This window comes from Sinomicrobium endophyticum, from assembly GCF_052983315.1.
Genome location: NZ_JBRKIS010000002.1, coordinates 231,922 through 258,360 on the forward strand (window position 1 = coordinate 231,922; position 26,439 = coordinate 258,360).

The 26,439-nt window shown below is 44.9% G+C and carries 14 protein-coding genes, 2 tRNA genes and 2 pseudogenes; 11 read left to right on the forward strand and 7 right to left on the reverse strand.

Annotated elements, in window-relative coordinates; genetic code table 11:
• Positions 1–59 precede the first annotated feature (59 nt).
• Positions 60–143 (forward strand) — tRNA-Ser (locus tag ACVBDU_RS01225).
• Positions 144–159: 16 nt separating this feature from the next.
• Positions 160–234, forward strand: a tRNA-Pro gene (locus ACVBDU_RS01230).
• A 478-nt stretch (positions 235–712) separates the two neighbouring features.
• Here ACVBDU_RS01230 and ACVBDU_RS01235 read toward each other — a convergent pair.
• Positions 713–961 carry an N-acetylmuramoyl-L-alanine amidase gene (locus ACVBDU_RS01235; RefSeq protein WP_447177962.1) on the reverse strand — a complete coding sequence of 83 codons (249 nt, stop codon included), beginning with the start codon at positions 959–961 and terminating at the stop codon, positions 713–715.
• A gap of 96 nt (positions 962–1,057) precedes the next feature.
• Between ACVBDU_RS01235 and ACVBDU_RS01240 the strand changes: the two are divergent.
• The 9 genes and pseudogenes from ACVBDU_RS01240 to ACVBDU_RS01280 all read left to right on the forward strand — a co-directional run.
• A pseudogene (locus ACVBDU_RS01240) lies at positions 1,058–1,282 on the forward strand (hypothetical protein); the annotation flags it as partial.
• Between the two features lie 439 nt (positions 1,283–1,721).
• A complete protein-coding gene (locus ACVBDU_RS01245) occupies positions 1,722–4,835 on the forward strand; it encodes a SusC/RagA family TonB-linked outer membrane protein (protein WP_447177963.1) in 3,114 nt (1,037 codons plus the stop codon).
• Positions 4,836–5,019: 184 nt separating this feature from the next.
• Complete coding sequence (locus tag ACVBDU_RS01250; protein ID WP_447177964.1) at positions 5,020–6,876, forward strand: RagB/SusD family nutrient uptake outer membrane protein; 1,857 nt, start codon at positions 5,020–5,022, stop codon at positions 6,874–6,876.
• 39 nt (positions 6,877–6,915) lie between these two features.
• Positions 6,916–7,578 (forward strand): DUF3823 domain-containing protein, encoded by a 663-nt coding sequence (locus tag ACVBDU_RS01255; protein ID WP_447177965.1) that lies wholly within the window; start codon positions 6,916–6,918, stop codon positions 7,576–7,578.
• Between the two features lie 143 nt (positions 7,579–7,721).
• Entirely contained in the window at positions 7,722–9,221 is a 1,500-nt protein-coding gene (locus ACVBDU_RS01260) for a sulfatase (RefSeq protein WP_447177966.1), read from the forward strand.
• A 52-nt stretch (positions 9,222–9,273) separates the two neighbouring features.
• Entirely contained in the window at positions 9,274–10,731 is a 1,458-nt protein-coding gene (locus tag ACVBDU_RS01265; protein ID WP_447177967.1) for a sulfatase-like hydrolase/transferase, read from the forward strand.
• Between the two features lie 73 nt (positions 10,732–10,804).
• On the forward strand, positions 10,805–12,256 hold the full coding sequence (locus ACVBDU_RS01270) for a sulfatase (RefSeq protein WP_447177968.1): 1,452 nt from the start codon (positions 10,805–10,807) through the stop codon (positions 12,254–12,256).
• Between the two features lie 168 nt (positions 12,257–12,424).
• A complete protein-coding gene (locus ACVBDU_RS01275; protein ID WP_447177969.1) occupies positions 12,425–13,867 on the forward strand; it encodes a sulfatase family protein in 1,443 nt (480 codons plus the stop codon).
• A 269-nt stretch (positions 13,868–14,136) separates the two neighbouring features.
• Positions 14,137–15,774: a sulfatase family protein gene (locus ACVBDU_RS01280; RefSeq protein WP_447177970.1), complete on the forward strand. Its 1,638-nt coding sequence runs from the start codon at positions 14,137–14,139 to the stop codon at positions 15,772–15,774.
• A 50-nt stretch (positions 15,775–15,824) separates the two neighbouring features.
• Here ACVBDU_RS01280 and ACVBDU_RS01285 read toward each other — a convergent pair.
• The 6 genes and pseudogenes from ACVBDU_RS01285 to ACVBDU_RS01310 all read right to left on the reverse strand — a co-directional run.
• Positions 15,825–15,953, reverse strand: a pseudogene (locus tag ACVBDU_RS01285) (IS982 family transposase); the annotation flags it as partial.
• 21 nt (positions 15,954–15,974) lie between these two features.
• On the reverse strand, positions 15,975–17,417 hold the full coding sequence (locus tag ACVBDU_RS01290) for a sulfatase-like hydrolase/transferase (RefSeq protein WP_447177971.1): 1,443 nt from the start codon (positions 17,415–17,417) through the stop codon (positions 15,975–15,977).
• Between the two features lie 109 nt (positions 17,418–17,526).
• On the reverse strand, positions 17,527–18,699 hold the full coding sequence (locus ACVBDU_RS01295) for a hypothetical protein (RefSeq protein WP_447177972.1): 1,173 nt from the start codon (positions 18,697–18,699) through the stop codon (positions 17,527–17,529).
• 229 nt (positions 18,700–18,928) lie between these two features.
• Entirely contained in the window at positions 18,929–20,401 is a 1,473-nt protein-coding gene (locus tag ACVBDU_RS01300; RefSeq protein ID WP_447177973.1) for a RagB/SusD family nutrient uptake outer membrane protein, read from the reverse strand.
• Between the two features lie 13 nt (positions 20,402–20,414).
• Positions 20,415–23,501: a SusC/RagA family TonB-linked outer membrane protein gene (locus tag ACVBDU_RS01305; RefSeq protein ID WP_447177974.1), complete on the reverse strand. Its 3,087-nt coding sequence runs from the start codon at positions 23,499–23,501 to the stop codon at positions 20,415–20,417.
• A gap of 370 nt (positions 23,502–23,871) precedes the next feature.
• Positions 23,872–26,163, reverse strand: coding sequence for a glycoside hydrolase family 2 protein (locus ACVBDU_RS01310; protein WP_447177975.1), 2,292 nt, complete (start codon positions 26,161–26,163; stop codon positions 23,872–23,874).
• Positions 26,164–26,439: the final 276 nt, after the last annotated feature.

Consider the following 26,439-nt stretch of genomic DNA (forward strand, 5'->3'; position numbering starts at 1 on the left):
GTGAACCACTACATTTGCATCCGCAATTTAAGAATTGCACGTTCTAAATAAGATGGTTCGGAGAGGTGCCAGAGTGGTAATGGAGCAGATTGCTAATCTGTCGGCGGGAAACTGTCGCCAGGGTTCGAATCCCTGTCTCTCCGCTTCTTTTTAGTATTTCGGGGTGTAGCGTAGCCCGGTCATCGCGCCTGGTTTGGGACCAGGAGGTCGCAGGTTCGAATCCTGCCACCCCGACTTAACGGGATTTCCTTGTGGAATCCCGTTTTTTTTTTTGGATTTTTAGTAATTATTTTTCATTCATTTTCAGTGTGTTATGTGCTGGTGGATCTGGGATATAATTAGTTCGATAGCCTCCATTTTCATAATACAATTGGCTGTCGAACAAAAAGGAAATGAGCTGTCTTTTCTTTAAGACGTCTATGGTATCATAGAGTTTACTTAGATCCTTCAGGTAGTGCAGATTTTGATAAAGACTTTTATAGGTTGTAGTGCGATCTTTTCCTAATCCTTTGATAGATTCCTCTAATTCGAATATTTCAGTTCTATAAGTCTCATATAATCTGTTGGTTGTCAATGAATTTGTCCTCAAGTGAGTGTAATTTCTCTTTTAATTTATTGATCTTATTTTTTCCGACTTTAGTTTACTTTGATTTGCAGAAATTTTTTCTCAATAGTTTTAGTACTTTCCTGCCTAATTTTGTTTATGTATTTATCAGGAAGACTCATCAACCTTGGTTAATTTTGTTCTGTCCGATAAGGAAATCAAAGTATCCTTGTATCGCCGGGTCAGGTAAATATCCGGTTGGTCGTTAAACTGTGTTTTGTTTAGCTGTATCATTTCTTCGGCTATACCCAAGACGCATCCTTTTACCCTGATACCATTTATACCAATGGCATCGGAATCCACCCTGTCATACCTAGGATTGATAACAATGACTTTTTGAGCCTTATTGCTTTCCAAAGTTTTAGAGTTATCAACATAACATTTCTGTTTTTCCAATAGTTTTTTTGCCCGGATCGGGAGCATCGAAGATTCGATCAACGATATTTTCGATACCATTTTGATGTATTGGTTGTCAATAGTGAATTGTGCTTCGATGAGGTCCTACAAAACAGCAAGGGCAACAGTCAGTTCACTTCGAACGACTTTACTTTTTACCAAGGCTTTATTGACAAACTGGACCTGGACCTGAACGAAAACCATATCGTCAATCATATTGTCTATCTCAACGACAAGTACAGGTGGCGGAAGCTTCCGGAGAGGAAAATCGAGGAACTGAATGGTTTCCATTAAAACCCCGTGAAGTTGGTTACCCTTAAATGGGCTACGGACCAGCATTAAGGCTTCAAATGGGTGATAAAGCATAAATGATGAACAAAATTGCTATTGAATTGAACAAATATATAGGAGGCAGGCTTAATAATTATTTAACATTACACCGTCATATTAATAAAATCCACATCATAAAAATTTGATTTTACCAATAATTTGATAAAAAAATATCATTCAGTCAGTTTAGCGGCTGGTTATCCTGAGAATGGGGAAAACCAGGTATGATGTACTGACGATCCACGTACCAGGACAATAAAGAAGAAAACCGGGCAGAAGTTTCGACGGATCGATGGCATTTGGGATAAACCGGTTCATCTTATAATAAAGAATGTCAGGCAAGGGTACAAACGAATTGAAATAACCAAAACCAACTTAAAAATCACCAATTATGAGAACAAACAAATATCGGCGATATTATGCATCCCGCCTATTGATCATAGCATCCTTGCTGTTCGGGATGGATGCCGCGTCCCAGGAGCTCAGTATCTCCGGGAATGTGGTCACCAGAGATGACGGGCAGCCTCTTCCCGGTGTTAATGTGATCGTCAAAGGGACCGCCAATGGCACCCAGACCGATTTTGACGGGAACTTCACTTTAAATAATGTTGCCGCAGATGCCACCCTTACCTTCAGTTATATAGGCTTTGAGACACAGGAAATCCCGGTAGACAACCGATCCACAGTGAATGTTATCATGGCAATGAGCAATCAGGCCCTTGATGAAGTGGTTGTCATAGGGTATGGAGAACAGAAGAAAAAAACCTTAACCGGTTCCGTGTCCCAGGTTGAAGGAGAAGAAATAACAAGAGCCCCTGTTTCCACCATGTCAGAAGCATTAGTGGGAAAACTGTCCGGAGTGGCTACCAGGCAGGGGGACGGGCGCCCCGGAAATGGTACTGCGCTTCAGATCAGAAATATGGGGAGCCCTTTGTATGTTATAGACGGCGTTCCCCAGGGGGAGGGTCAATTTAATAACCTGAATCCCGGTGATATAGAGAGCATTAGTGTTTTAAAAGATGCCTCGGCCGCTATTTATGGTGTAAGGGCCTCTAATGGCGTGGTCCTGGTGACTACGAAATCAGGAAAAAACAATCAAAAAAATCAAATAAATATTCATTCTTATTACGGTTGGCAAAGTTTAACGCGTTTTCCACAACCTGCCAGCGCTGCAGATTATGTGCGGGCAAGTGCCGAAGCAGACATAAACCAGAACGGGACGTCTAACTGGACACCCGAAGAAGTAGCTCTTTGGCAGGAGGGAACCCGGGAAGGCTATCGTGGATTTGACTGGTCGGGTTATATTCGGGAAAATGTGCCGCAGAAATTTATTCAGGCAAGTACCTCGGGAGGTTTCGAGAAAATTAATTATTATTTTTCTTTGAGCCATATTGACCAGGATGCGGTTTTTGATGGCTACAATTTTAACCGGACCAATCTCCAATCGAATGTAAGTGCAGAGATCACTGATAGATTGAAGGTGGGTATCCGGATTAACGGAAAAATAGAAGCGAGAGAGTTTCCCGGTGTCATCGGAGGAGATAAATACTGGCAGCCGCTTTGGGGAACTTTCAGGAACCTGCCCACTGAAAGGCCTTATGCCAATGATAACCCCGACTATCCCAATACGACCACTACGATAACCACAAACAATGCTACCTTTGATCATGCGGGATATGAAGAGAGTAAATGGCGGTCCTTACAGACCAACCTGAATCTGGTATATGATTTGCCGGTGAAGGGTTTAAAACTTACCGGCTTATTTTCCCATTTCTTTAATAATCAGTTGCAGGATAAATTTGAGTATAGTTTCGATACGTACACCTATAACGAGGCGGATGATATTTACGAAGTAACAGGAGGTAAAGGAAACCGGTACCGAAGCCGTAGAAACCGGCATATCACAAATAATGTGCTCAGACTTATATTAAACTACGACCGGAATTTTGGCAAGCACAATCTTGCTGTTATGATCGGGGGGGAAGGGGAAGACCGCCTTGATAAAGATTTCGAAATTATTGCGGCACCGGCCACCAATCATATTGATTTGATCAGAGAACCCAATGAATTACAAAATGTTCATGATAATATTTTTGAATCGGCCAGGGCCGGGTTTTTCGGCCGGATCAACTACAATTATAAAGAGAAGTATTTGCTGGAACTGGCAGCCCGGTATGATGGCGCCTGGAGATTCCCTCCGGATGATCGCTGGGGCTTTTTCCCTTCTGTTTCCCTGGGTTGGACGATTACTGAAGAACCTTTTCTCCGGAATAGTAAAATTACCGGTGTATTGAATAATTTCAAACTCAGGGCTTCATACGGAGTTATGGGAGATGATGAAGTCGGGGTAGGCGCATTTGCCTATATGACAGGTTATAATTATGGTGCGGGAGATGCCGTATTGGATGGCCAGCTCATAACCGGCATAGTTCCGAGGGGGATGCCGGTAAGAACGCTGTCCTGGATCGAATCGTCAATAGCAAATGTGGGGTTTGACTTTCGCATGTGGGGTGGAAAGTTGTCCGGCGATATGGATGTCTTCTATCGTAAAAGAACAGGGCTTCCCGGAAGCAGATACGATGTATTGATCCCAACAGAAACAGCCTTGAACCTGCCACCGGAAAACCTTGGGGCAGATGCTATTAAAGGGATTGAAGGATCTTTACTTCACAGAAATACAATAGGGGGGCTGACATATTCCGTGGGAGGGAACTTTACTTTGGCAAGAAGACGAAACCTTTACACCTATAAACCGAGGTTTGGTAACTCATGGGATCATTACCGGAATTCGAATGAAGATCGTTGGGCGGCGGTGCAATGGGGCCAGCATGTCATAGGCCAGTTTCAGTCACAGGAGCAGATTGCCAACCACCCTGTTGATATCGACGGAAAGAATAATACCACTGTTCTGCCCGGAGACTTCATTTATGAAGATGTAAATAATGATGGAGTGATCAATAATCTGGATACAAGGCCGGTAGGTTATGGAGGTGAACAGCTGCCTTATTTGACTTATGGTTTAAATGCTAAGGTTGCTTATAAAGGATTTGACTTCTCCGTGGCTCTTGCAGGAGGGTCCATGCAGAGTCGCGGGCGTGGTGCAGAAACAAAAGTACCTTTTATGGGTAATGGAAATTCCCCCGAGCACTTATTTAATGACAGATGGCACAGGGAAGATATTTTCGATCCTGAAAGCGCCTGGGTATCCGGTACTTATCCCGCTTTGAGGAGGAGCCAGAATGCCCATAACAATACACCCTCAGATTTTTGGTTCAGAAATGTAACCTATTTGAGATTGCGAAATATTCAATTGGGCTATACCTTACCAAAGAGCCTTCTTAAAAAGCTGAATATCCCTCAAATAAGGCTCTATGTAAACGGATTGAATCTTTACTCTTTTGATAATCTGAAAGATATTGGGCTTGATCCGGAGTCAAACAGACCAAATGGCCTGGATTATCCCCCTATGAAAGTTGTTAATGTAGGAGCTAATATAACCTTATAATGGTCAGCTTTTTAAAAATAAAATATATGAAATGCCCATTAACAGATTTATCAAACCAACCGATATGATAATCGGGGCATTCCTCCCGACAACCATCGGGATGACCTTTGAAAAACAATTGCGAAGCACATCAGTGAACACCGCTAAAAAATAATTACAAAGTGAGCTAAATAAATATTAACAGATGAAAAATAGTATAAAATATATCGGGATGGTCATATTGGTTTTTACCATTAGTGGTTGTGGAGACTATCTGGATAAAGAACCCCAGGATATACTTCTGGATGAACAGGTATGGAGTGATCCTGAACTGGCAACTTCTGTACTCGCAAATTTATACAACAGGCTTCAACCTTTTGCGGGCCTGGAAGGTTCCTGGGCTGATGTTACTGATACCGACCTAGCAATGTGGTCCGGCCAGCCCATACAACAATGGAGAAATGAACGCCAGAATTTCCCTAATAATTTCAGAGAACAATGGCGATATGGTTTAATCCGGGATATCCAGATATTCCTGGAAAATGTAGAAGCGTCCCGGGAATTTACTGATGAAGAGAGGTCACGGCTATTGGCTGAAGGAAGGTTTATCAGGGCTTACGTGTATTTTCAGCATGTACGGAGTATGGGGGGAGTTCCTTTAGTGCTTCAAAGCTATACCTATACCGGACCTGATGGTGTAGAAGAAATGCAGATTCCGCGAAGCACTGAAGAAGAAGTTTATGATTTTATTTCTACGGAGATCGCGGAGATCAAAGATGACCTTCCTCAGACCGGGGAGAGCAAAACGAGAGCTAACAGGTGGACAGCATTGGCATTAAAATCACGGGCTATGTTGTATGCGGCTTCGATAGCGAAGTACAACAATCTTTTGGCCACTCCTATTGAAACGCCCGGGAGAGAAGTGGGAATACCTGCTTCACGGGCCGAAGATTATTATACGCAATCTTTGGCAGCTTCGGAAGAGATTATACAGGGAGGGCCGTTTGCCCTGTATAATGCCAATCCTGATAAAAAAGAGAATTTTTACGAACTTTTCACGAATAAGCAGGGAAATCCCGAGGTTATTTGGGCAAATGATTATACCCTCGAAGGTAAATACCACTCTTTTACCTTTGAAAATATTCCGCGTTCCATGCGGGAAAACCCCAATGGTTCCTCCGGCATTACACCTACGCTGCATTTGGTAGAAAGCTATGATTATCTCGATGGCAGTCAGGGGGTTCTGAATACCCGTACGGAGGATGGCGATTTTGTATATTATGATAACCCGGAGGATATTTTCACAAATAAGGATGCCCGTCTGTGGGGTACGGTAATTTATCCCGGCGCCGAATTCAGGGGGAGCAAGGTCAGTATACAGGCAGGGGTGATGGTCTGGAATGATGATAGTGACAAATTTGAAATTGAAACATCGAACACCCTGGGAGATAAATACACAGACGGAGGGCTGTTGGTGGGAGCTGATGGCCCCATAGGAACAACGCCTTTCGCAACGAATACAGGTTTCTATTCACGTAAATATCTGGATTCCAGAGCAGGTTCCGGCGTGCCCAATGAAGGTAGTGATGTTTGGTGGATTCGGTTTAGGCTTGGCGAAATTTTACTTAACGCAGCCGAGGCGTCTTTCGAATTAAACCGGGAAGGCCCGGCACTTACTTATATCAATCAGCTAAGAGAAAGAGCCGGATTTGGTCCTAACAGTCTGGGAGTCGATGATTTGGATATGGAAAAGATCCGTCAGGAACGGATGGTAGAATTAGCATTGGAGGGGCATCGCTGGTGGGACTTGAAGCGCTGGAGAATAGCACATGAACTTTACGACGGAAATTCCGGATCGCCCATAGCCATGGCAAATGCCTTATGGCCGTACCGTGTGGTAGATCCTGAAAACCCCGAACGTAACGGGAAATATGTATTTGAAAAAAGAGTAGCTCCCCGTTTTAATCAGCCGCTTTTCTTTCAGATGAGCAACTATTACTCCGCAATCCCACAAGGAGCTTTGAATGCTAACCCTTTACTTGTCAGAAACCCGTTTCATTAGAAACTTAATGATTATAAAATGCCCATAAAAAATAAACAGATGAAAAGAATTATAGTATTTATCACAATTTTATTGGGGTTATCATCCTGTGAGTATGATAATTATGACCCTCCGCAATCCGAATTAACAGGGAGGCTCCTTTATGAAGGAGATCCGGTAGGTGTAAGACAAGGTATCAATATTTTTCAGTTATACGAACCCGGTTGGGAAAACTTTGAGCCTATAGGGCTAAACGTAAAACAGGACGGTACTTTTTCCGCACGTCTTTTTGACGGTGATTATCAACTTGTGCTGATAAATGGAAATGGTCCCTGGGTAAATCAATCGGATACTATTGATATCCATGTTAATGGAAATCGGGAGTTGGATGTAACTGTAAATCCTTTTTTTATGATCCGGAATGAAAATTTTGAAATTGCAGGTTCCGCTCTAAAGGTTACTTTTGATATAGAACAGGTTGTTGAGGCTACGGACTTACAGTTCGTATCACTTTATATTGGCGAAACAATGTTAGTTGACAACCAATTCAATGCAAATGAAGAAAGACTGCCTTCGGGAAGTATTGAAGATCTGAATGAAACTATCAGTCTGGAAATGGATATATCCGAAATAGATCAGGAGTTTCTCTTCGCAAGAATCGGAATAAAAACGCAGGGAAATCCGGAACTGATCTTTTCTCAGGTGGAAAAGATAACTCTTTAAAGGTTAAGAAAAGTAACATTTAGACAGTTTCTTAGAAGGTATTCTTAGAAGGAAAATGAGAAAAACAGGTATTCCGGAAGCGTTGGATGAGAGTGCTGAAAGAGCAAAGTGTAAAAGGATTGGAAGTATAAAATTATAGCATTATGAAATTCAAATTAAGTATATCTCTTGTATTAACATGTCTGTTGGCACAGGCTGTTTTCTCCCAGAACGGACCGTCAAAACCAAATATTCTTTTTATTTTGGTTGACGATCTCAAGCCTAACCTAGGCGTATATGGCGATACCACGGCCCAAAGCCCCAATATTGATAAACTTGCCGGGGAAGGGATGGTATTTGAACAAGCCTATAGCAACCAGGCGGTATGCGCCCCTTCACGGTATAATATCATGCTGGGGTCCAGGTCTACAAGTACAGGTTTGTACAGCTTTGGGACCGGGTTTCGGGATGTTATACCCAATGCTGTGACCCTGCCGCAATATTTTAAGAACTCGGGGTATCACACCGAATCTATGGGCAAGGTGTACCATATCGGGCATGGCAACACCAATGATGAGGCCTCCTGGAGCATTCCTCACTTTAAGGAAAAAGTGATCGAATATGTAGACCCGGAAAGTACCCATCGTAAACTCACCCGGGAGGAAGCTTTTTTTGAAAATACCCGGATGTACCTCGAAGACACCCCTGCCAACCGCGAATTGCCGCGCGGGGCTGCCTGGGAGGCTCCGGATGTTTTAGACGATGCCTATGCCGACGGACGCGTGGCCAATCATGCCATTGACCGTTTACGGAAGTTGAAGAATAAGCCCGACCAACCCTTTTTTATGGCCGTAGGGTTTGCCCGGCCCCATTTGCCGTTTAGCGTTCCGAAGAAATACTGGGACCTGTACGATCCTGAGCATTTACCAATGCCGGAATATGAAAAAGCTCCTGAAGGTTCCCCCGGTTTTACCGGGAAACGGGACCATGAAATGGCAAATTACTTCCCTGTCCCTGTGGGCAAGGATGTGTATGATGACGATTTAAAGCGAAAACTGATCCACGGGTACTATGCCAGTATAAGTTATATGGATGCCCAATTGGGAAAAGTGATAGATGAACTGAAAAGATTGGAACTTGATGAGAATACCATCATAGTGCTTTGGGGCGATCACGGCTGGCACCTGGGCGATCATGCCATCTGGACCAAACATACCAATTTTGAGCAGGCCAATCGTATTCCCATGATCTTTAAAGTGCCGGGGGTAACCGGGCCCGGTAGTACAACAAAACAGTTTGCCGAGTCTGTGGATGTTTATCCTACCCTGGCCAGTCTGGCCGGACTGGATAGGCCCACCGGCCCGCAACCCATTGATGGGATTGATCTCAGCCCGGTATTAAAAGACGGTTCCAAAGAAATAAAGGACCACGCTTATCACACTTTTCCCATGGGCGGGTATTTAGGAGAAGCTATACGTACAGACCGTTACAGGATGATCAGGTGGACGCCGATGCGGGATAATGGTAAAGAAGTGCTTTATGAGTTGTATGACTATGATAACGACCCGAAGGAGACTAAAAATATCGCTTCGGAAAAGCCAAATGTAGTTTCAGAACTGACAGAAATACTCGAAAAATATCCCGAAGCGAAAAAGAGGATATAAGGGATAATTATATAATATAAATCATTTTAAACATGCTCTAAAACCTTGTCTTATGTTTAATAAACCTAAAAAGCAATTTTTGGCCTTGCTGGTTCTCCTGTTGGTTATGGCCCCGGGATGCAAAGAGAAAGCCGAAAACCCTACCCCTGATAATGAAAAACCCAATGTCATTCTGGTTTTTATTGATGATATGGGGTGGTCAGACCTTTCCGGTTTTGGTAATACGGACGCTAAAACGCCTCATATCGATCAGTTAGCTTCGGAAGGGATCAGTTTTGATCAATTTTATGTAAATGCCCCTATTTGTTCTCCATCGCGGGTAGCTATTTCTACAGGCACCTACCCTCAGCGCTGGAATATCACTTCATTTTTAGCCAATCGTAAACATAATGCAAAACGGGGAATGGTAAACTGGTTGGATACCTCGGCTCCCATGCTGGCGAGAGATTTGAAAAATGCCGGTTATGCGACGGGGCATTTCGGAAAATGGCATATGGGCGGGCAACGTGATGTTGATGAAGCCCCGGAAATTACCGAGTATGGTTTTGACAGATCCCTGACCAATTTTGAAGGTATGGGTCCCAAGTTATTGCCACTTACCAGGGATGCAAAGGGAGAGGTTGGCCGGATCTGGGAGGATGCCGAACGGCTTGGAGGGCCTTATACCTGGATGCAACGTTCAGAAATTACGACCGGGTTTATTGATACGGCGATGGAATTTATGGAGCAGTCTAAAAGGGAAGATAAACCGTTTTACGTAAATATTTGGCCCGATGATGTCCATAGCCCGTTCTGGCCCCCTTTCGAGGATTATGATTTGACAAAGGAAGATGGAAAAAGGGCATTATATTTAGCAGTTCTTGAGGCGATGGATAAACAATTCGGAAAATTGTTTGATTATGTTAAGAACGATAAGGACCTCCGTGAAAATACCCTCATTATCTTCTGTTCCGATAACGGCCCGGAGCCGGGGGCCGGGAGATCCGGCAATCTTAAAGGTTATAAAGGGCATTTATATGAAGGAGGGATCCGTTCATCTTTGATCGTTTGGGGACCAAATTTTATGCCTGAAAACGCTATCGGAACCCGCAATAACCGGAATTATTTCTCAGCAATCGATTTAAAACCTTCTATTCTGGAATTCATTGGAATAGGCACTCCGGAAGATGAAATAACAGATGGTGAAAATATATGGCCAACCTTGTTGGGTAAAGCCGGTAAATCAAGACAATCCCCCATCTTTTGGGCACGTCCGCCGGATAGAAAAAGATATAAGGATTTTGATAAGCCTTTACCCGATCTTGCCATCCGCGAAGGGGATTTTAAACTGCTTTGTGATTTTGACGGCAAAAGGGCGGAACTTTATAACCTTGTGGAAAAACCTGAAGAGAACAACAACATCGCCCGGCAATATCCTGATAAAGTTGAAAGTATGGTCAAAAAGGTAACTGCCTGGTATAGTAAAATGCCGCAGTTGGAAGATAAGGAAAAAGAAGGCGGAGATCTCTAAAAAATACTATCCCGGGGACGGAAAGCAAAACGAGCCCCGGGAGAGGAATAAAGAATAACTAATAGGGTTAGCTATGAAGAAACTATGGAGTACGGTCCGGAAGAGTCAGATAAACGTAACATTTTTCGTGTGTTGTCTTCTCATACCTTTCGGAGCATTATTTTCTCAGGAAAAATACAATGTATTATTTATTGCAATAGATGACCTGAATGATTATGTATCTCTTCTGGAAGACCATCCGGGGATAAAAACACCAAATTTAGACAAGTTTGCAAAAGAATCCGTAACTTTTACCAGGGCCTATACCGCCGCACCGGTCTGTAATCCTTCACGGGCGGCGGTTTTAACCGGGCTTAGTCCGGTTGTAACCGGTTTATATGACAACCCGGATCATTTTCAAAATTCGGAAGAAGCCATGGCGGCTACGCTGATCCCTGAGCATTTTAAAGAAAACGGATATATAACGATGTGGTCGGGAAAATTATTCCATACCGGAAGAAAACAGTATTTTTCAAGACCCGGTAAACAGAGGATGGAAAAAATGTGGGATGATTCCCAAGGACATGACGGAGGATATGGACCTATGCCTGTAAAAAGTAATATTCCCGATTCAATAAGACATCCTCCACTGTTTGATTACGGACCGTGGGAAGGCCCTGATAAAGATTTCCCGGATGTTGTAAATACGGATATAACCATCGATAGGCTGAATCAAAATTATGATGCTCCCTTTTTTATGGCTTTGGGACTCTATAGGCCACATAATCCCTGGACTGCCCCCAAACGCTTTTTTGATATGTACCCTTTAGACGAAGTTAAAGTCCCGGAAGTCTTTGAGAATGATTTGGATGATATACCTGAAATAGGTAAAGAGTGGGCAGAAAAGCCGGTAAGCTTAGATACTTTAAAAAGTATAGATCAGTGGAAACCGGTGGTCCGGTCATATCTGGCCACTATCTCATTTATGGATTACAACCTGGGCCGTGTTCTTGAAGCGTTGGAAAATAGCGAATACAGTGATAATACAATTGTGGTGCTATGGGCAGATCATGGCTTTCATATGGGGGAGAAAGAACATTTTGCCAAATATGCGTTATGGGAAAAAACTACGCATACACTGTTAATGACCAAAATCCCTGATGGCCCTGAAGGAGAAAGAAGGGGCCAGCCGGTAAACTTGCTGGATATGTATCCTACCTTAATAGATTATTGCGATTTACCGGAAACTCCTCAAAAATTAAATGGAAGATCCCTGCGTCCTTTAATTGAAGATTCGGGGGCAGTAAGGGAAGAACCTTCAATCACTTATTACATTAAAGGAAGCCTTGGAATGCGCAGTGAAAAATGGCGGTATATCAGATATTACGATGGAACCGAAGAACTTTATGATTCCAATGAAGATCCTGATGAATGGAAAAATTTAGCTGGTAAACCTGAATATAAAAGTGTAATAGAGGAATTTTCCAGGTGGATACCTGATAAAATAAAACCGGATGTGGGACCCATTAAAAACAAATTAGAATGAAACACCCATGAGTTAGTTACACACAAAACCCCTGATGAAAATAGACTTATGACAATAGGACTTATGACGTAAGATTTTTGGAGTCAGGTCCTGCAATTCCGGACATCTTGTTTTTTGTCCTAAGTCCTATGTCTAATTCGTCAGAAATGTAAATCAAATTATTTACACATGAAAAGAATAAATAGTCTCTTAATAATTAGCTTCCTGTTGTTCAGTATCATGGTGGAAGCCCAGGATAAAGGACAGCGTCCCAATGTGGTAATATTTATTGCCGATGATTTGGGAAGGAATGACATCGGACCGTATGGTAACCGGACAGTAAAGACCACAAATTTAGATGAATTGGCCAATGAATCTGTAGTTTTTAATCAGGCGTTTGCCGCTTCACCTACCTGTACCCCTTCCCGGGCTTCCATCCATACCGGACTTATGCCCTTTCGCAATGGGGCACATGCCAATCATACCGGCCTTAAGGATGGAGTGAAAACCTTACCCGCATATCTTCAAGCCGAAGGATATAAGGTGGGGTTTGCCGGAAAATTACATATAGGCCCCGTGGAAGCGTATCCGTTTGATCTTATTAAAGGGACAAATGTTCGTGAACCGGGCCATGAAAATGATGGGGTATTATGGACTGATCTGGAATTAGGCCCGGTCGATAAATGGTTAAATAAGGCTTCAGGCGATCAGACTCCTTTTGTTTTGGTGGTTAATGACCATAGCCCGCACGTAATCTGGCCTGAAGAACCGGCTTATAGTACCGGTGAAGTAGACATCCCGTCAATGCATATTGATACTAAAGATACACGAAAATCACGAGCCCGTTATTATACCGATATTACCAAGATGGATAAAAATGTAGGTAAAATGCGTGAATTAGTCAGGAAAAACGGGTTGGAAGAGAATACCATTTTCATATTTACTGCCGATCAGGGACCGCAATGGGCTTTTGGAAAATGGAATTTATACGATTATGGAATACAGGTCCCGCTTATGGTCTATTGGCCCGGAAGAGCTGATGAAAACCGGGAGAATGACGACCTGGTTTCCCTTACGGACCTTTTACCAACCCTGATTGAAATTGCCGGAGGGAAAGCCCCTGAGTTTATAGACGGCAAGAGTTTCCTCGGATTATTAAACGGAGAAAAGACCACACACAGAAAATCCGTGTATGGTTCACATACGGGCGATGGAAATATGAACCGGAGTCCAATGCGGATGATTCGGACAAAACGCTATAAGTATATTTTAAATCTGGCTCCGGAAGAAGAATATCATACCCACATAGACAAGGCCAAAGACCATGACGGGGGAAGGGAGTACTGGAATTCCTGGAAGGTCAGGTCCTTTAGTGAAGACGCTGATGCTTCTGCAGTGTTATGGCGTTATCACAAGAGGCCAAAAGAAGAACTCTATGATATTGTTAAAGATCCGGGCGAAAGGAACAATCTGGCGGCCCATCCGGATTATAAAGAAATTACAGGTGATTTTCGCAAACAAATGGAAGAATGGCGGAAAGGACAAAACGATTCTGAAACAGGGCCCTATAAGCCAGAGAAAACCAAAAACAATGGCAAGAATAAGAAACCTGTCGCTCCGTATATTTTTTAAATTATAATGCCATTTAATATAGAACTCGTTTAAATAAAACTGGCCAGGCAAGGAGGTAACCGGTGAAGCCAATACCTGGGAAAGCTACCGGATTCATTGGGCCAATGGCGGAAGTACCCCGGCAGGTATCGGCTTTTTTTTGAGTTTCAGGATACCCAAAACAAAATATGGATTGATGATGTACAGTTAGCGCCGGTAGAATAAATTTTAATGTGGTATAAATCCGGTTTAAACAAGCCTTTACTACAAAACTCAACAAAAAAAATACGATGTTTAAAAACTTTCGAATTATTGTTTTGTTGTTGGTACTATGGTCCGGATCGGGCTGCCGGCAAATGAAACCGGAACAACAACGCCCCAATATACTTTTTGTGATCAGTGACGACCAATCCTTTGCCCATACTAGCTTTGCGGGCAGCAAATTTGTCCATACCCCGGCCTTTGACCGGGTGGCCCGCGAAGGAGTGTATTTTGCCAATTGCATAGCCGGATCGCCGGGCTGCGCCCCGTCCAGGAGTACTATCGTAACCGGGCGTTATCCGTGGCAAAACGAACAGTCCGGCCAGCATGCCTCTTCCTGGCTTAAAAAATATGTTCCTTTTATTGATGAACTGGACAAGGCCGGCTATAGTACAGGGCGTACCGGGAAAGGGGTAGGGCCTTTTCAATATGCCAGGGATGCCAATGATTCCCTGTGGCGGACTACCAATGCAGGCGGTATTACCCATTCCGAAATAAGTTATGGTAAAAAGGACAAACCGGGTCTGGAAGGTTATGCCGATAAAATGAGCGGTACCAATTATTATGAGAATTTTAAATACTTTATGGAAAACATAAAGAAGGACAAACCCTTCTTCTTTTGGTACGGGGCGCACGAACCCCATAGGCCTTATGAAAAGGGCTCCTGGAAAAGGATGGGGAAATGTCCGGAAGATGTGGAAGTGCCCGGGTTTCTCCCGGATAATAACGAGATTCGGGGCGATCTGTTGGATTATGCCGTTGAAGTGGAGTGGTTTGACCGGCATCTCGGGGATATCTTGCAGTATTTGGAAGACATCGGGGAACTGGAGAATACTATTGTAATCGTAACCGCGGACAACGGCAAACCGTTTCCAAGGGCCAAGGCTAATAGCTATGAGTACGGTATCCATGTTCCTATGGCCATTCGTTATCCCGAAAAATTTCTGGGCGGAAGGGTAATCAAAGACCCGGTATCCTTTGTGGATATAGCCCCGACCATTCTGGAGATCGCCAATAAAAACCCCGGGGATATGATGCCGGTTACGGGAAAGAGTTTTTTGGATATACTGATGTCGAACAGGGAAGGTTATGTAAAGGGAGCGGATACTTATGCTTTTTCCGGGCGGGAGCGCCATTCCTCGTCCAGGTATGAGAACCGGGGCTATCCTCAACGTGTTATACGCAGCAGGGATTTCCTCTATATCTGGAACATGCGGCCGGAACGGTGGCCTGCGGGAGCACCCCGAAAATTCGATCCCGAAGATACCTTGCAATTGCTCCCCATGAACGGTATAGGGGACGATGGGAAATATATTCCCCAAAGTGCCTATACCGATATTGATGATTGCCCTGCCAAAACCTATCTTCTGGAACATGCCGGTGATACGAATATAAAGCCATTCCTGGATCTGGCCGTGGACAAAAGACCGGAGTTTGAGCTGTATGCGATCAAAACAGATCCGTATTGCCTGGAGAACCTTGCCGGAATGCCGGAATTTGCAGAAGAGGAAATACGGCTGAAAAAAGAACTGCTCAACGAATTGAAAAGGACGAAGGACCCAAGGGTCGTTGGGCCGGACAAGGAAATTTTTGATAGTTATAAAAGGTACTCCCCGATCCGGAAGTTCCCAAAACCGGATAAATTCTTTTCAAGTCATCGGGAATAGTTCTTTAGGGAGCACAAACATTTCAAAATTACAATCTTTGTTTGAGCTTTTTAAAAAGCTCCTCCTACTTCGGCATCACTCAGCACAGGCTTTTTATCGAAGAAAGAATAGGCTGCCAACCCGGAAAGCAGGTTGATTATGAAATGTTCAAAACTCCTGTGCCCGGTGTGTTCCGCCTGGCCGACCAAAATCGACATTTGCTATTCCGGATAATCCTCTATATTCCATTCTTTCGGGGCTTTAAACCCTTTTTTACCATCCTGGTAGGAGGGGACTTCCTGTTTAGATTCAATGGCGTCATAATTATCCACGGTTTTCTTTAATTTTTCGAAAATCTCTGAATGTTTTTCTTTTATATTTGTGGTCTCCCCGGGGTCTTCCTGCATGTTGAACAACATATTTTCGTTTACTCTCATCCCGGGGTTCCTGCTATTCTTTTTCACTAATTTCCATTTCGTATTGACAATTGCTCCATATCCAAGATAAAAGTCCCGTTCCATGCGCTGTTTTTTACCCTTTAAAACCGGGAGCATATTTACCCCGTCCAAAGTTTTTTCAGGTTTGGTTCTTATCCCGGCTATTTCTTTTAAGGTAGGTAATACATCAATATATCCCATTACCTGGTCAACTGTTCGTCCTCCTTCAAGACCATTGGGCCATTTCATTACAGCAGGTACTCTCACACCCCCGTCCCATTCCTGGAATTTATGCCCCCTAAGGCCGGCAGTAGTGCCTCCTTCATTGGGTGCCGGACCATTATCGCTTAAAAACAGAACGAGGGTATTATTTTCAATCCCCAGTTTTTTGAGAGTCTTCATAATTTCCCCGATGCCCTGGTCCATACTGGTTACCATGGCCGAATATGTCTGCCTGCGAGTATTCCCACGTCCTATTTCCCCATATCCTTTCTTTTTGCTAAAAAGAGGTTTATCCGCTTCAAATCCATACTTCAACAAATCTTCCTTTTTTGCCTGCAAAGGACCGTGAGGGGCATTATAGGCTATATATAAAAAAAACGGGGATTCACCGGAATAGTTCTGAATGGATTTAACAGCTTCTTCAGTAATTAAATCTGTAGCATAACCTTTGTCGTAAGAAGTTTCAAAATCATTGTGCCAATCCAACTCCCCTTCCCGCTTATGTGTAAAATAGTCTATGGCTCCGTTATAGTGACCATAGAAATGGGTGAACCCGCGTTTTAAAGGATGATAATATTTGCGGGAATGCCCCAGGTGCCATTTCCCAAAGGCCGCCCGGTTTTTATAGCCTGCCTTAGCCAATATTTCAGGTAAAAAAACCTCTGTGGTATCTACCCCAAAATCCCTCCAGGGAGGGATCACGGTTTCCCTAAGCCCAAAACGATCAGGATATCGTCCCGTCATAAGTCCTGCCCTTGTGGGGGAGCAAACCGGCGCCACATAAAATCTGTTCAGAACGATCCCTTCTCTTGACAAGCTGTCAATATTCGGGGTTTTAATATCACTCCCGTGGTATCCTACATCGCCATTTCCAAGATCATCGGCCATAATTATAATAATATTAGGCTTCTCATCCTGTAACCTGCTTTCTTCCTTCTTCTCAGTTTTACAAGAGAGGAAAGCTATTATTGCAAAAAATAATAAATAATGATTTTTTATTTTCATATACCTGACCTATTGAATATTTTCTACGCTATCCGTAACCCAACCCTGTATACAACTTGTTAATACTAAAGTGAGTTTAAAATAAAACTCAAACTCAAACTCACGTTATTTAATTCTCGGACGTTCTGTTAGTGTTGACGATGTTTACAAAATCCTTAAAACACAACGGATTGGGAGATACCGAGCCATCTGCCTGTAATTTAAGGGATTTCTGGCAGAATATGGGGTTGATGAACCATGCGGGAGAATTGGGGGTCATATTCCTGGGGCAGCTTTGTTGCAGCAGGGGATAGGTGGCCAGGACCACTCCGTATTTCTCAAACCTGTCGAAATAGATATCCAGGTAATGCTGAGGGTACCACGGGCGTGTAGCAAACATGGCTTCCCACTCTTCGGGGCTCACCCGGTTTGTATTGGCCTCTTTATACCATTGGTAGAGTTTCCACTCCGGGTCACGGCCGTATTTTATGGCGAATTGCTTCCCGGCCTCATTGATGTCAAACGGCTCCGAAAGTTTGGAACGGTACAACCTGTGAAGTGAAAATTCCGGAACGATGATCGGTTTTTCCCTGACAATTGACCTTGCATATTTAAAGGCTTGATCGATTTCTGCGGTATCTGCAATATGAAGGTGTAGTGCAAGCCCCGTAATGTCAGGGCTGTTATGTGTAAAGTGCAACAGGGCATTTACCGCCTGGTTTCCCTGGAACTTCTTTTCGAATAAGGCAGGAAAAGAACCTACATAGATATCCGGTATTCCCGCAATGGTGTCATTTTTAAAATAGGGGAGTGCCACTTCATACAGCAACCTTTTGGTAAAATCCACCAGGGGAATACTGCCATCGGGCTTTTTCTTCATATCCTGATCCACGGTTTCGAGATTGGGCTCGTTTCCCAGTTTAAAAATGTCGACATAAGGCCCTACCACTTCCAGTATCTTTGAGGCGGTATCGAACAGTTCTTTTTCCTCTCGGGAACCTGCCGCGGGAATAGGCATGTTGTTTTTGGCAAAATCCCAGCGAAACCCGAATGCCAGCTTGTAGCCTTTTTTTCCGGCTTCGACGACCCGGCTCAAACCCGGATCGTTTTTTATGCTGAGGTCTCCATAGGCATAATCCATGATCCTCGGCGTTGTTCTTATCCAGTTGACCTGTGCCTCTCCGAGGTATTTAAGATCTATGATCTCGGGATTGTGGTTAAAGTTAGATCCCAATTCCTGTGAGTGCCCGTTGAAGGAGAAGAGCAACAGGTATAAAACCGTGATGTAGCGAATGAGGTTCATTTTATATGTTTTTATGGAGTTATATTTTTAACTTCTATATAATTCTTTGTGTCTCTTTGTGCCTGCTTTGTGAATCTTTGTGGTAAAATAAAGCCCATGACATGGAAAACCACAAAGACCACAAAGTTCGGAGACTTTTGAAATGTCCATCCATTTTATAGAATATGCAGATGTTTAACCATGAGTTTAATACACATAGTATCTATATGCATAACTCAGTTATATATTTTTAATAACCATTACGTTGTTCTAAAGCCGGGTTGGCGTTCAGTTCGGCTTGCGGATATGGAAAATAGCGCTGGAATTCCCGGGCATTTACCCCTCTTTGCTGCGCGTATTCTATTAATTTGCCGTGGCGTACCAGGTCTTCCCGGCGCTTGCCTTCGGAGAAAAATTCCCAGCCCCGTTCCTGTAAAATGATATCGTTAAAGCTGTCCTTGTTGCCTACTACTGCCAGGGTGTACGGATCATCGACAGACCGGGTTCTGACTGTATTGACCAGGTCTACGGCTTCCTGGGTGGGGCCGTTCAGCTGGTTCAGGGCTTCTGCCCGGGCAAGAAGAATATCCGCATATCTTATGTAGGGATGGTCCGAACCGGCAAAATTCCCCACCTGGTCGTTGTCAAAATATTTTAAGCTCCTGGTATTATCTGCGGTGCTCCTCAGGTTTACCGTGTTTCCGCCGAGGTTGGTGTAACTTTTAATGATGGTTTGTTTCCTGTCGTCATCAGCGTCGAAAGAGTCGTAGAAACCGTCCCTCATACTGAATTGGGTGGCCCAGTTGGCCATGGCAGATGTCCAGGTAAATTCAGGGATGGCCTCGGCCTCCATAAAACCAGGAGGAAAGGCACCATTCTGGTATTGGTTACCGAACCCTTGCTCATTGGTCAGGGACCATGTAACTATGATCTCCCTGTTCCCTTCGTTCGCTACAAAAAAGGCAGCCCTGTAATCCGGGTACAACTCGTAGTAATTGAGGTCCATGATCATTTTTGTGATCTCAGCCACTTTAGCCCACTGTTTGGTTTGAAGTAAGAACTTGGCCAGTATGGCCAGGGAGTGCCCTTTGGTAGCGCGGCCTCTCTGGGTCTGTTCGGAAGGAGGTAAAAGATTGATGGTAGCTTCTCTTAACTCCGTTTCCACGAAGGTCAGAAACTCTTCTTCCGAAGGCAGGGGTAATTCCTGCGGCTGGGCTTCGAGATCTGTGGTCGTTCTCAGTGGAACCACCCCGAAATACCTGTATAAAAAGGCGTATTGGGCAGCTCTCAGGTAACGGGCTTCTGCAGTGATAAGCGCCTTGGCCTCTTCGCTGACCGGTGAGTTTTCAATATTCTCCAGCACGGTGTTCGCATCTCTTATGGCGCGGTACCGGGGTATCCAGAAAACCTGTTCGAACTTAGGGACCGAAGCGTCCCAGTTGAAGTCTAAAAAGGGTTTCATCTCCCGTTCTACAGCTCCTTGCCGGACAAATCCGATATCGGTAGTGACTTCATTGATCAGGATTTCATCTTTTACGGTTTCTCCGGCATTATCGAACTGGTAGGCAGAAAATAACAGTGCCTCAAGGCCTTCCTGTGATTGTACCACATTGTCCGGAGAAAATTCATCCGCCGGGGGTATGTCCAGTTCAGATTCACAGGAAGTGAACAGGATACAAAGTACCAACCCCGTCAAAATATTTTTTATGCTTGTGATTTTCATGTCGGTGATTTGTTTAAAATTCGATGTTAAGCCCTATCAGGTATGTCCTGGGCACCGGATAGGCATTAAAGTCCAGTGCTGTGGTATTCCTTCCGCTGGCATTTGCGGCCGGGTCCACACCGCTGTAATCGGTAACCGTCAGCAGGTTCTGTCCTGTTACGTAGATCGATAAGTTATTGATAAACCCGAGGGTTTCTGTGGAGAATTGATATCCTAACCTGACGGATTGCAATCTCCAGTAAGAAGCGTCCTCTATGGTCCTGCTGTTTATGAGGGCATTTGCTCCTCCCTGTGAAGTAGGATTGACAAAAGACGGATATCTATTCGTAGGGTTGTCCGGCGTCCATCGGTTCAGCAAGGGTTCAGCGATACGGTTTCTCCGGAAATTATTGGGAGCATAGGTGTTGATGAGATTACCGTTTAACCTTTCTACACCTTCAACGCCCTGCATAACGATATCCAGTGTAAAATTATGCAGTCTCAGGTTACTGGTCAGCCCCCATGTGAAGTCGGGAATGGAATTTCCGAGGATCACCCTGTCATCGGCATTGATAACACCGTCGGCATTGACGTCCCGGTATTTGATATCCCCGGGTTGCACCTGGGGTTCGGTGACGCTGAAATCATCGCCTTCCTGCCAGATACCGTCAACGATAAAACCGTAATAGCTGTCTAATGTCTGTCCCGGGGTAACAATACTGAAATCCGGGATCTGTGACTGTCCCCCGCGAATAATATCGCCGCGGTCCCCGATGTCGAGCACCTCATTGTCCAGCGTGGCCAGGTTCCCGGCTAATTCCCAGCTGAAATTGTCTTTTCTGAAAACATCCAGTTTCAGGGCAAATTCAAGACCCTGGTTACGCACGCCGCCCAGGTTTTGCGTCTGGCCCGAAAATCCCGTATTCAGCGCCTGGGGTACTACCAGAAGCAGGTCGGTGGTCTTTTTGTTAAAGTAATCTATGGAACCGGAGATCCTGCGATCCAGGAAACCGAAATCCAGCCCGAAGTCATACTGTACTGCCTTTTCCCAGGTCAGGTCGGGGTTGGCGATACGTGTGGGGTAGATGGTATTGTAAAAATCATCGCCGAAAAGCAGGTCGCCCCCGGCCGAAAAGGTCTGGAATGTAAGGGAGTTGCCTATGTTGGCATTCCCGGTACTTCCCACACTGGCCCTTAATTTCAGCTGGCTGATCCATTCCGTATCATTTATAAAACCTTCGTTGTGGATCTTCCAGGCCACCGCTCCCGAAGGGAAATAACCGAACTTATTATTGTCGCCGAACCTCGACGACCCGTCGGCCCTTATCGATGCGGTAAACAGGTATTTGTCGTTCAGCGAATAATTCACCCGGGCCAGGTAGGAGATAAACCGCGCCTGGTTTCTTCCGCTTCCCAGGTTGTTGAGTTCCGGGTCTCCCGAGCCGATGGCATCGGTCCCCAGGTCGGGCAGGGCAAATCCCCGGGCATTTCCTGAAAATGATTTGGTCTGAAAATATTCATAGGTAGCTCCCAGCATGGCTGCCAGGTTATCATCGCCGATATCCTTGTTGTAATTGAGTGTACCCTCGATGGAAACATAGTCTTTTCTACCCGTTTGGATGCTTGCGATCCCCCCGGTTCCCGTTCCGTTCAATGTGTAGGGCTGGATAAAAATATCCCTCCGTACATGTTGCGTATCGCCTCCTAACTGCACTTTGGCCGACAGGGAAGGGATCAGAAAATATTCGAAAAAGGTATTTCCGTAAAACCTGAAGGTCTCGCCTGTCGCATTTTCACCGTGGAGTATGGACAGGGGATTGTCTATAGTGATAAAATCCGAAAGGCGGTAAGAACCGTCCCCGTTATAAGGTTGTATGGTGGGGTCGTAATTTATGGCGGCATAAAGGGCGCCTCCGTTCTCATTGATCCCGGTCCCGGTAGATGCAAAATCATCCCCTATGAAAGAAGCATTCATATTGATCCCGTATTTGTATTTCTCAGAGGAGTTGGAATTCAGGTTCAGGCGGATATTATAGCGTTCGATCCCGGACCCCTTGACCAGGCCTTCCTGACTGAAATAATTAAGCGAAGAATAATAGTTCAGGTTTTGGGTGGCCCCGGAAAAGGACAGGTTGTGATTTTGAGTGGGGGCGGCCCGGAGTACCTGATCCATCCAGTCGGTTCCCCCGTCTTCGATCTCTTCGATGACCTGTCCCGGGTCTCCGCCTCCGTCATCGATGATCCCGTTGAGAACGGTCTGGTATTCCGTCGGACTTAACAGGTCGAGTGTTTGGGCAGCTTCCTGCATACCGTAATAAAAATCGTAGTTGACCCGGAGTTTTCCGGTCTTACCTTTTTTTGTCGTGATCAAAACAACTCCGTTAGAGCCCCGGGACCCGTAGATCGCGGTACTTGAAGCGTCTTTCAGGACTTCAATGGACTGGATATCTGCCGGGTTGAGGGTGTTCAGGGGGTTCCGGGGCGTGGAATTCGCGGTAAAACCCTGGCCTCCGGTTGCGGCGACAGCGCCGTTGTTGACAATAACCCCGTCGATCACGTACAAGGGTTCCGTACCTGCGTTTATAGAACCGGAACCACGGATGTTTACGCTTAATCCACCGCCGGGCTCATTGCTTTTCTGACTGATATGGACCCCGGCAACCCGTCCCTGGAGCGCCTGTTCTACCGATGCGTTGGCCCCGGGATTCAGATCTTCCGCTTTTATAGATGAAACGGCCCCGGTGAGGTCACTTTTCTTAACCGTGCCATAACCTATGACAACGACCTCGTCCAGCGCTTCCTGGCCCGGTTCTAACACTACATTCAGGGCAGGACGATCGTCAAGCGGGATCTCGCGGGTCTTAAAGCCCAGGTAGCTGAACACCAGTGTTTCGTTACCGGATATGTTATCAATAGTATAATTTCCGTCAAAGTCAGTTTGTACACCGTTATTGGTGCCTTTTACAATAACATTTACACCGGGCAGGGGTTGTCCGTCTTCGGATGAAGTGACGGTTCCCGAGACGTTCCTGTCCTGCCCGCTCGCCGTAAAGCCTGTGATCAGAAAAGCGATGACTGACAAAGGGGAAAAAAGTATCTGCCGATATTTAGCTTTTGTCATAATGTGTGTTTTAGATTGACTTTTGGTTTATGGGTTTGTATCGTCCTGAATAGCGATAAAGGGCTCCGGTCAGGCATAGTTAAACTGATACCTGCCGGTTTGAGGGTCGGGTTCTGCGGTCCGGTTGGCATAAAGGCCGTTTAATTGTCCGGTGGTCTTGTGGTGTATATGTTTTTTATCATAGAACTCGTTTAAACTTTTTCAATTGGCTAAAAAATGGCCCTTTTGTGTCCACTTTTCGTCTTTTTTTCCTTCCGTAGCTATGGCTATGCAACTCAAAAAAGACTGCAATTGGCCTCAAAATGACTCATTTTCGCTTCAATGAAAAAAGTTTAAACGAGTTCATAATAAAAGTTTTGGTGGTTGACATTTAAAATTCTTTTTCATCCTTTATTTCTGCCGTATACAGGCCCAGGTCGAATGCGTGGTCTTCATTTTGGGGCTGAATCTGTATGGCAATGGTGTTTTTTCCTTTTTTCAGGTATTTCCGGGCGTTGGAAATAAGTTGATTCCTGTAATGTCTTTTTCGTCCTCCCTCGTGTTTTTCCGAGGTGACGGGTTGCCCGTTCAAATAGACCTTCATGCTGGCCTTGTCCAGGTAATACCGCAGTATGATCTCCTCGGGAATGCGGTCGAGATCAAATGCTTTGAACAGGCACAGGTCTTCCCGGGTTTTCCATGTGCTTCCACCCGGTAAAAAGTAGTTGTCATAGGAACTGAAAGGCGCTTTTTGTTCCTGCCATTCCCCGGTTTTTTGGGGATCACCGGTCCGGGAAAGATCAACATTGTAAGCTGCCATCCAGGTGTTCGGTTCGTTTTCGGAATCGGGGATGATGGCCCGGAAGTCACCCGGTTTTTTGTATAGGGGATCTATCAGGGGCCTGGTTTCTTCGGGACTTAATTTGGAAACCATCCGGTCATACGTCATCAATCCGTTTACTTCGCCTTCGACATCTGTGGTCTGGGTGTAGATGGCTGCAGAAAGTCCGAAACTCTTTAAGCCCGTAAGGTCGCGCATCAATGTGGTGAACCGTTCTTTATATTCTTTTTGATCTTTGAGTGTGAGATACCCCCAGTTTTTCTTGTTCCACCAGATATGGTCGTCCACGGCCCAGCCTATGCCGCCGAATTCCCCGATAACGGCAGCCCTGTTCTCTTCGGGAAATTCCATTCCGGGGCCCGGGTACAAGTGCACATCGATCATATCGCCGACTCCGCGGTCCGTCCATCCGCTCGGCGAATCTGTCAAACGGCTGGGATCGTAATTTTCAACCCATTCGGTCACTCTTTCGGTGTCGTATTGTCCCCAGCCTTCGTTAAAAGGCACCCAGACTACTATGGAGGGAAAAGTGTGAAGATAGTCCATCATTTCCTTTAACTCCTTTTCGAATTGTTGTGCAGATCCCCGGGATCTTTCCGCATCTTTTTCCTCCCAGGCCTGGATACGGAGGTCTTTAAAATAGTTGCCGTTGGGCATATCCTGCCAGACCAGCATTCCCATCATGTCGCATTCGTAGTAGAAGACCGCAGGCTCCACTTTTACGTGCTTACGGAGCATGTTAAAGCCCCATTTTTCGGTCATTTCAACATCGTACATCATGGCTTCCACGGAAGGAGCCGTGTACAATCCGTCGGGCCACCAGCCCTGATCCAGTAAACCGAACTGGAAAAGAGGTTTATTGTTTAACAGGATCCGGGTATAACCGTTTTTGTCCTTGCCCAGGCTGATCTTTCTCATTCCGAAATAGCTGGAGACCTCGTCGATGATCTTCCCGTTTTTAAGGAGCTGTATTTCCAGGTCGTACAAGTGAGGGTTTTCCGGGCTCCAGAGAATCTGGTCCGGAATTTCCAATTGAAAGGCGGCCTTTTCCTGTCCCCGTTTTAGTTCGAGGCTTGAGGAGGCTATTTCTTTTCCGTTGCTTAAAGCCGTAACTTTCAGGGTGCCGTCATGCGAAAGCTTGCTGAAAGTAATCTCTGATCTAAGCAGGGCATCATCTATAAAAGGGGTGTTTTTGACGGTAGTGATGTGATCTTCTGCCGTTTTTTCCAGCCATACGGTTTGCCAGATCCCGGTAACGGGCGTGTACCATATTCCTTTGGGATTCGCCACCTGTTTTCCCCTGGGTTGCGTACCGGCATCCGTAGGGTCCCAGACCTTAACGGTCAGGGTCTGCCTGCCTTTTTTCAGATGGGGGGTGATATCCAGACTGAACGGGGTGAAGCCACCGCGGTGTTCGCCGACTTTCTCCCCGTTGAGGAAGACCGTCGCTTCCCAGTCGACGGCACCGAAATTCAAATGTATCTTCTCGTTTCCGGAATGTTCGGGAACCGTAAAGTTTGTCTGATACCAGAGATTGTTGTCCTTGCCTACCAGTTTTTTGACCCGGCTCAATTCCGACTCAACGGCAAAGGGAACCAGTATTTCTCCCTGGAACCGGGCCGGAAATTCTTCCGAAACAGGGAGGATGGCATATTTCCACAGGCCGTTGAGGTTTTTCCAGTTGTCCCTTTTCATCTGGGGACGTGGATATTCGTTCCAGACATTTTCCGGGTTAACATCCTTGGTCCATGGAGTTTGAAGAGAGAATTTAAGTACATCTTCCGCTTTCTGTGCCATACATAGGAAAGGGAGGAAAATCAGAGCAAATACAATTTTTTTCATTGATTTTTTAATTATTACGGAATTGGATAAACGTTGTGCTTTTTGGCAAGGACATGCCATTGAAAATCCTCGGGAAAAGCAAGGATAATCCGGTGGTAACTATTTTTACCGACCTCCTGTTTACGGAGTAGATTTTTATAGAAGTATATGCTTTCATATTGATAATTGTTAAAAATGTTTTAGTTTTATCTCGGTAATTTTGTGTTTAATTCAGAATAGTGTGTGATATTTTGATGATTTCATTCTGTAATGTTAAATGAATATTAAATCGTCGCT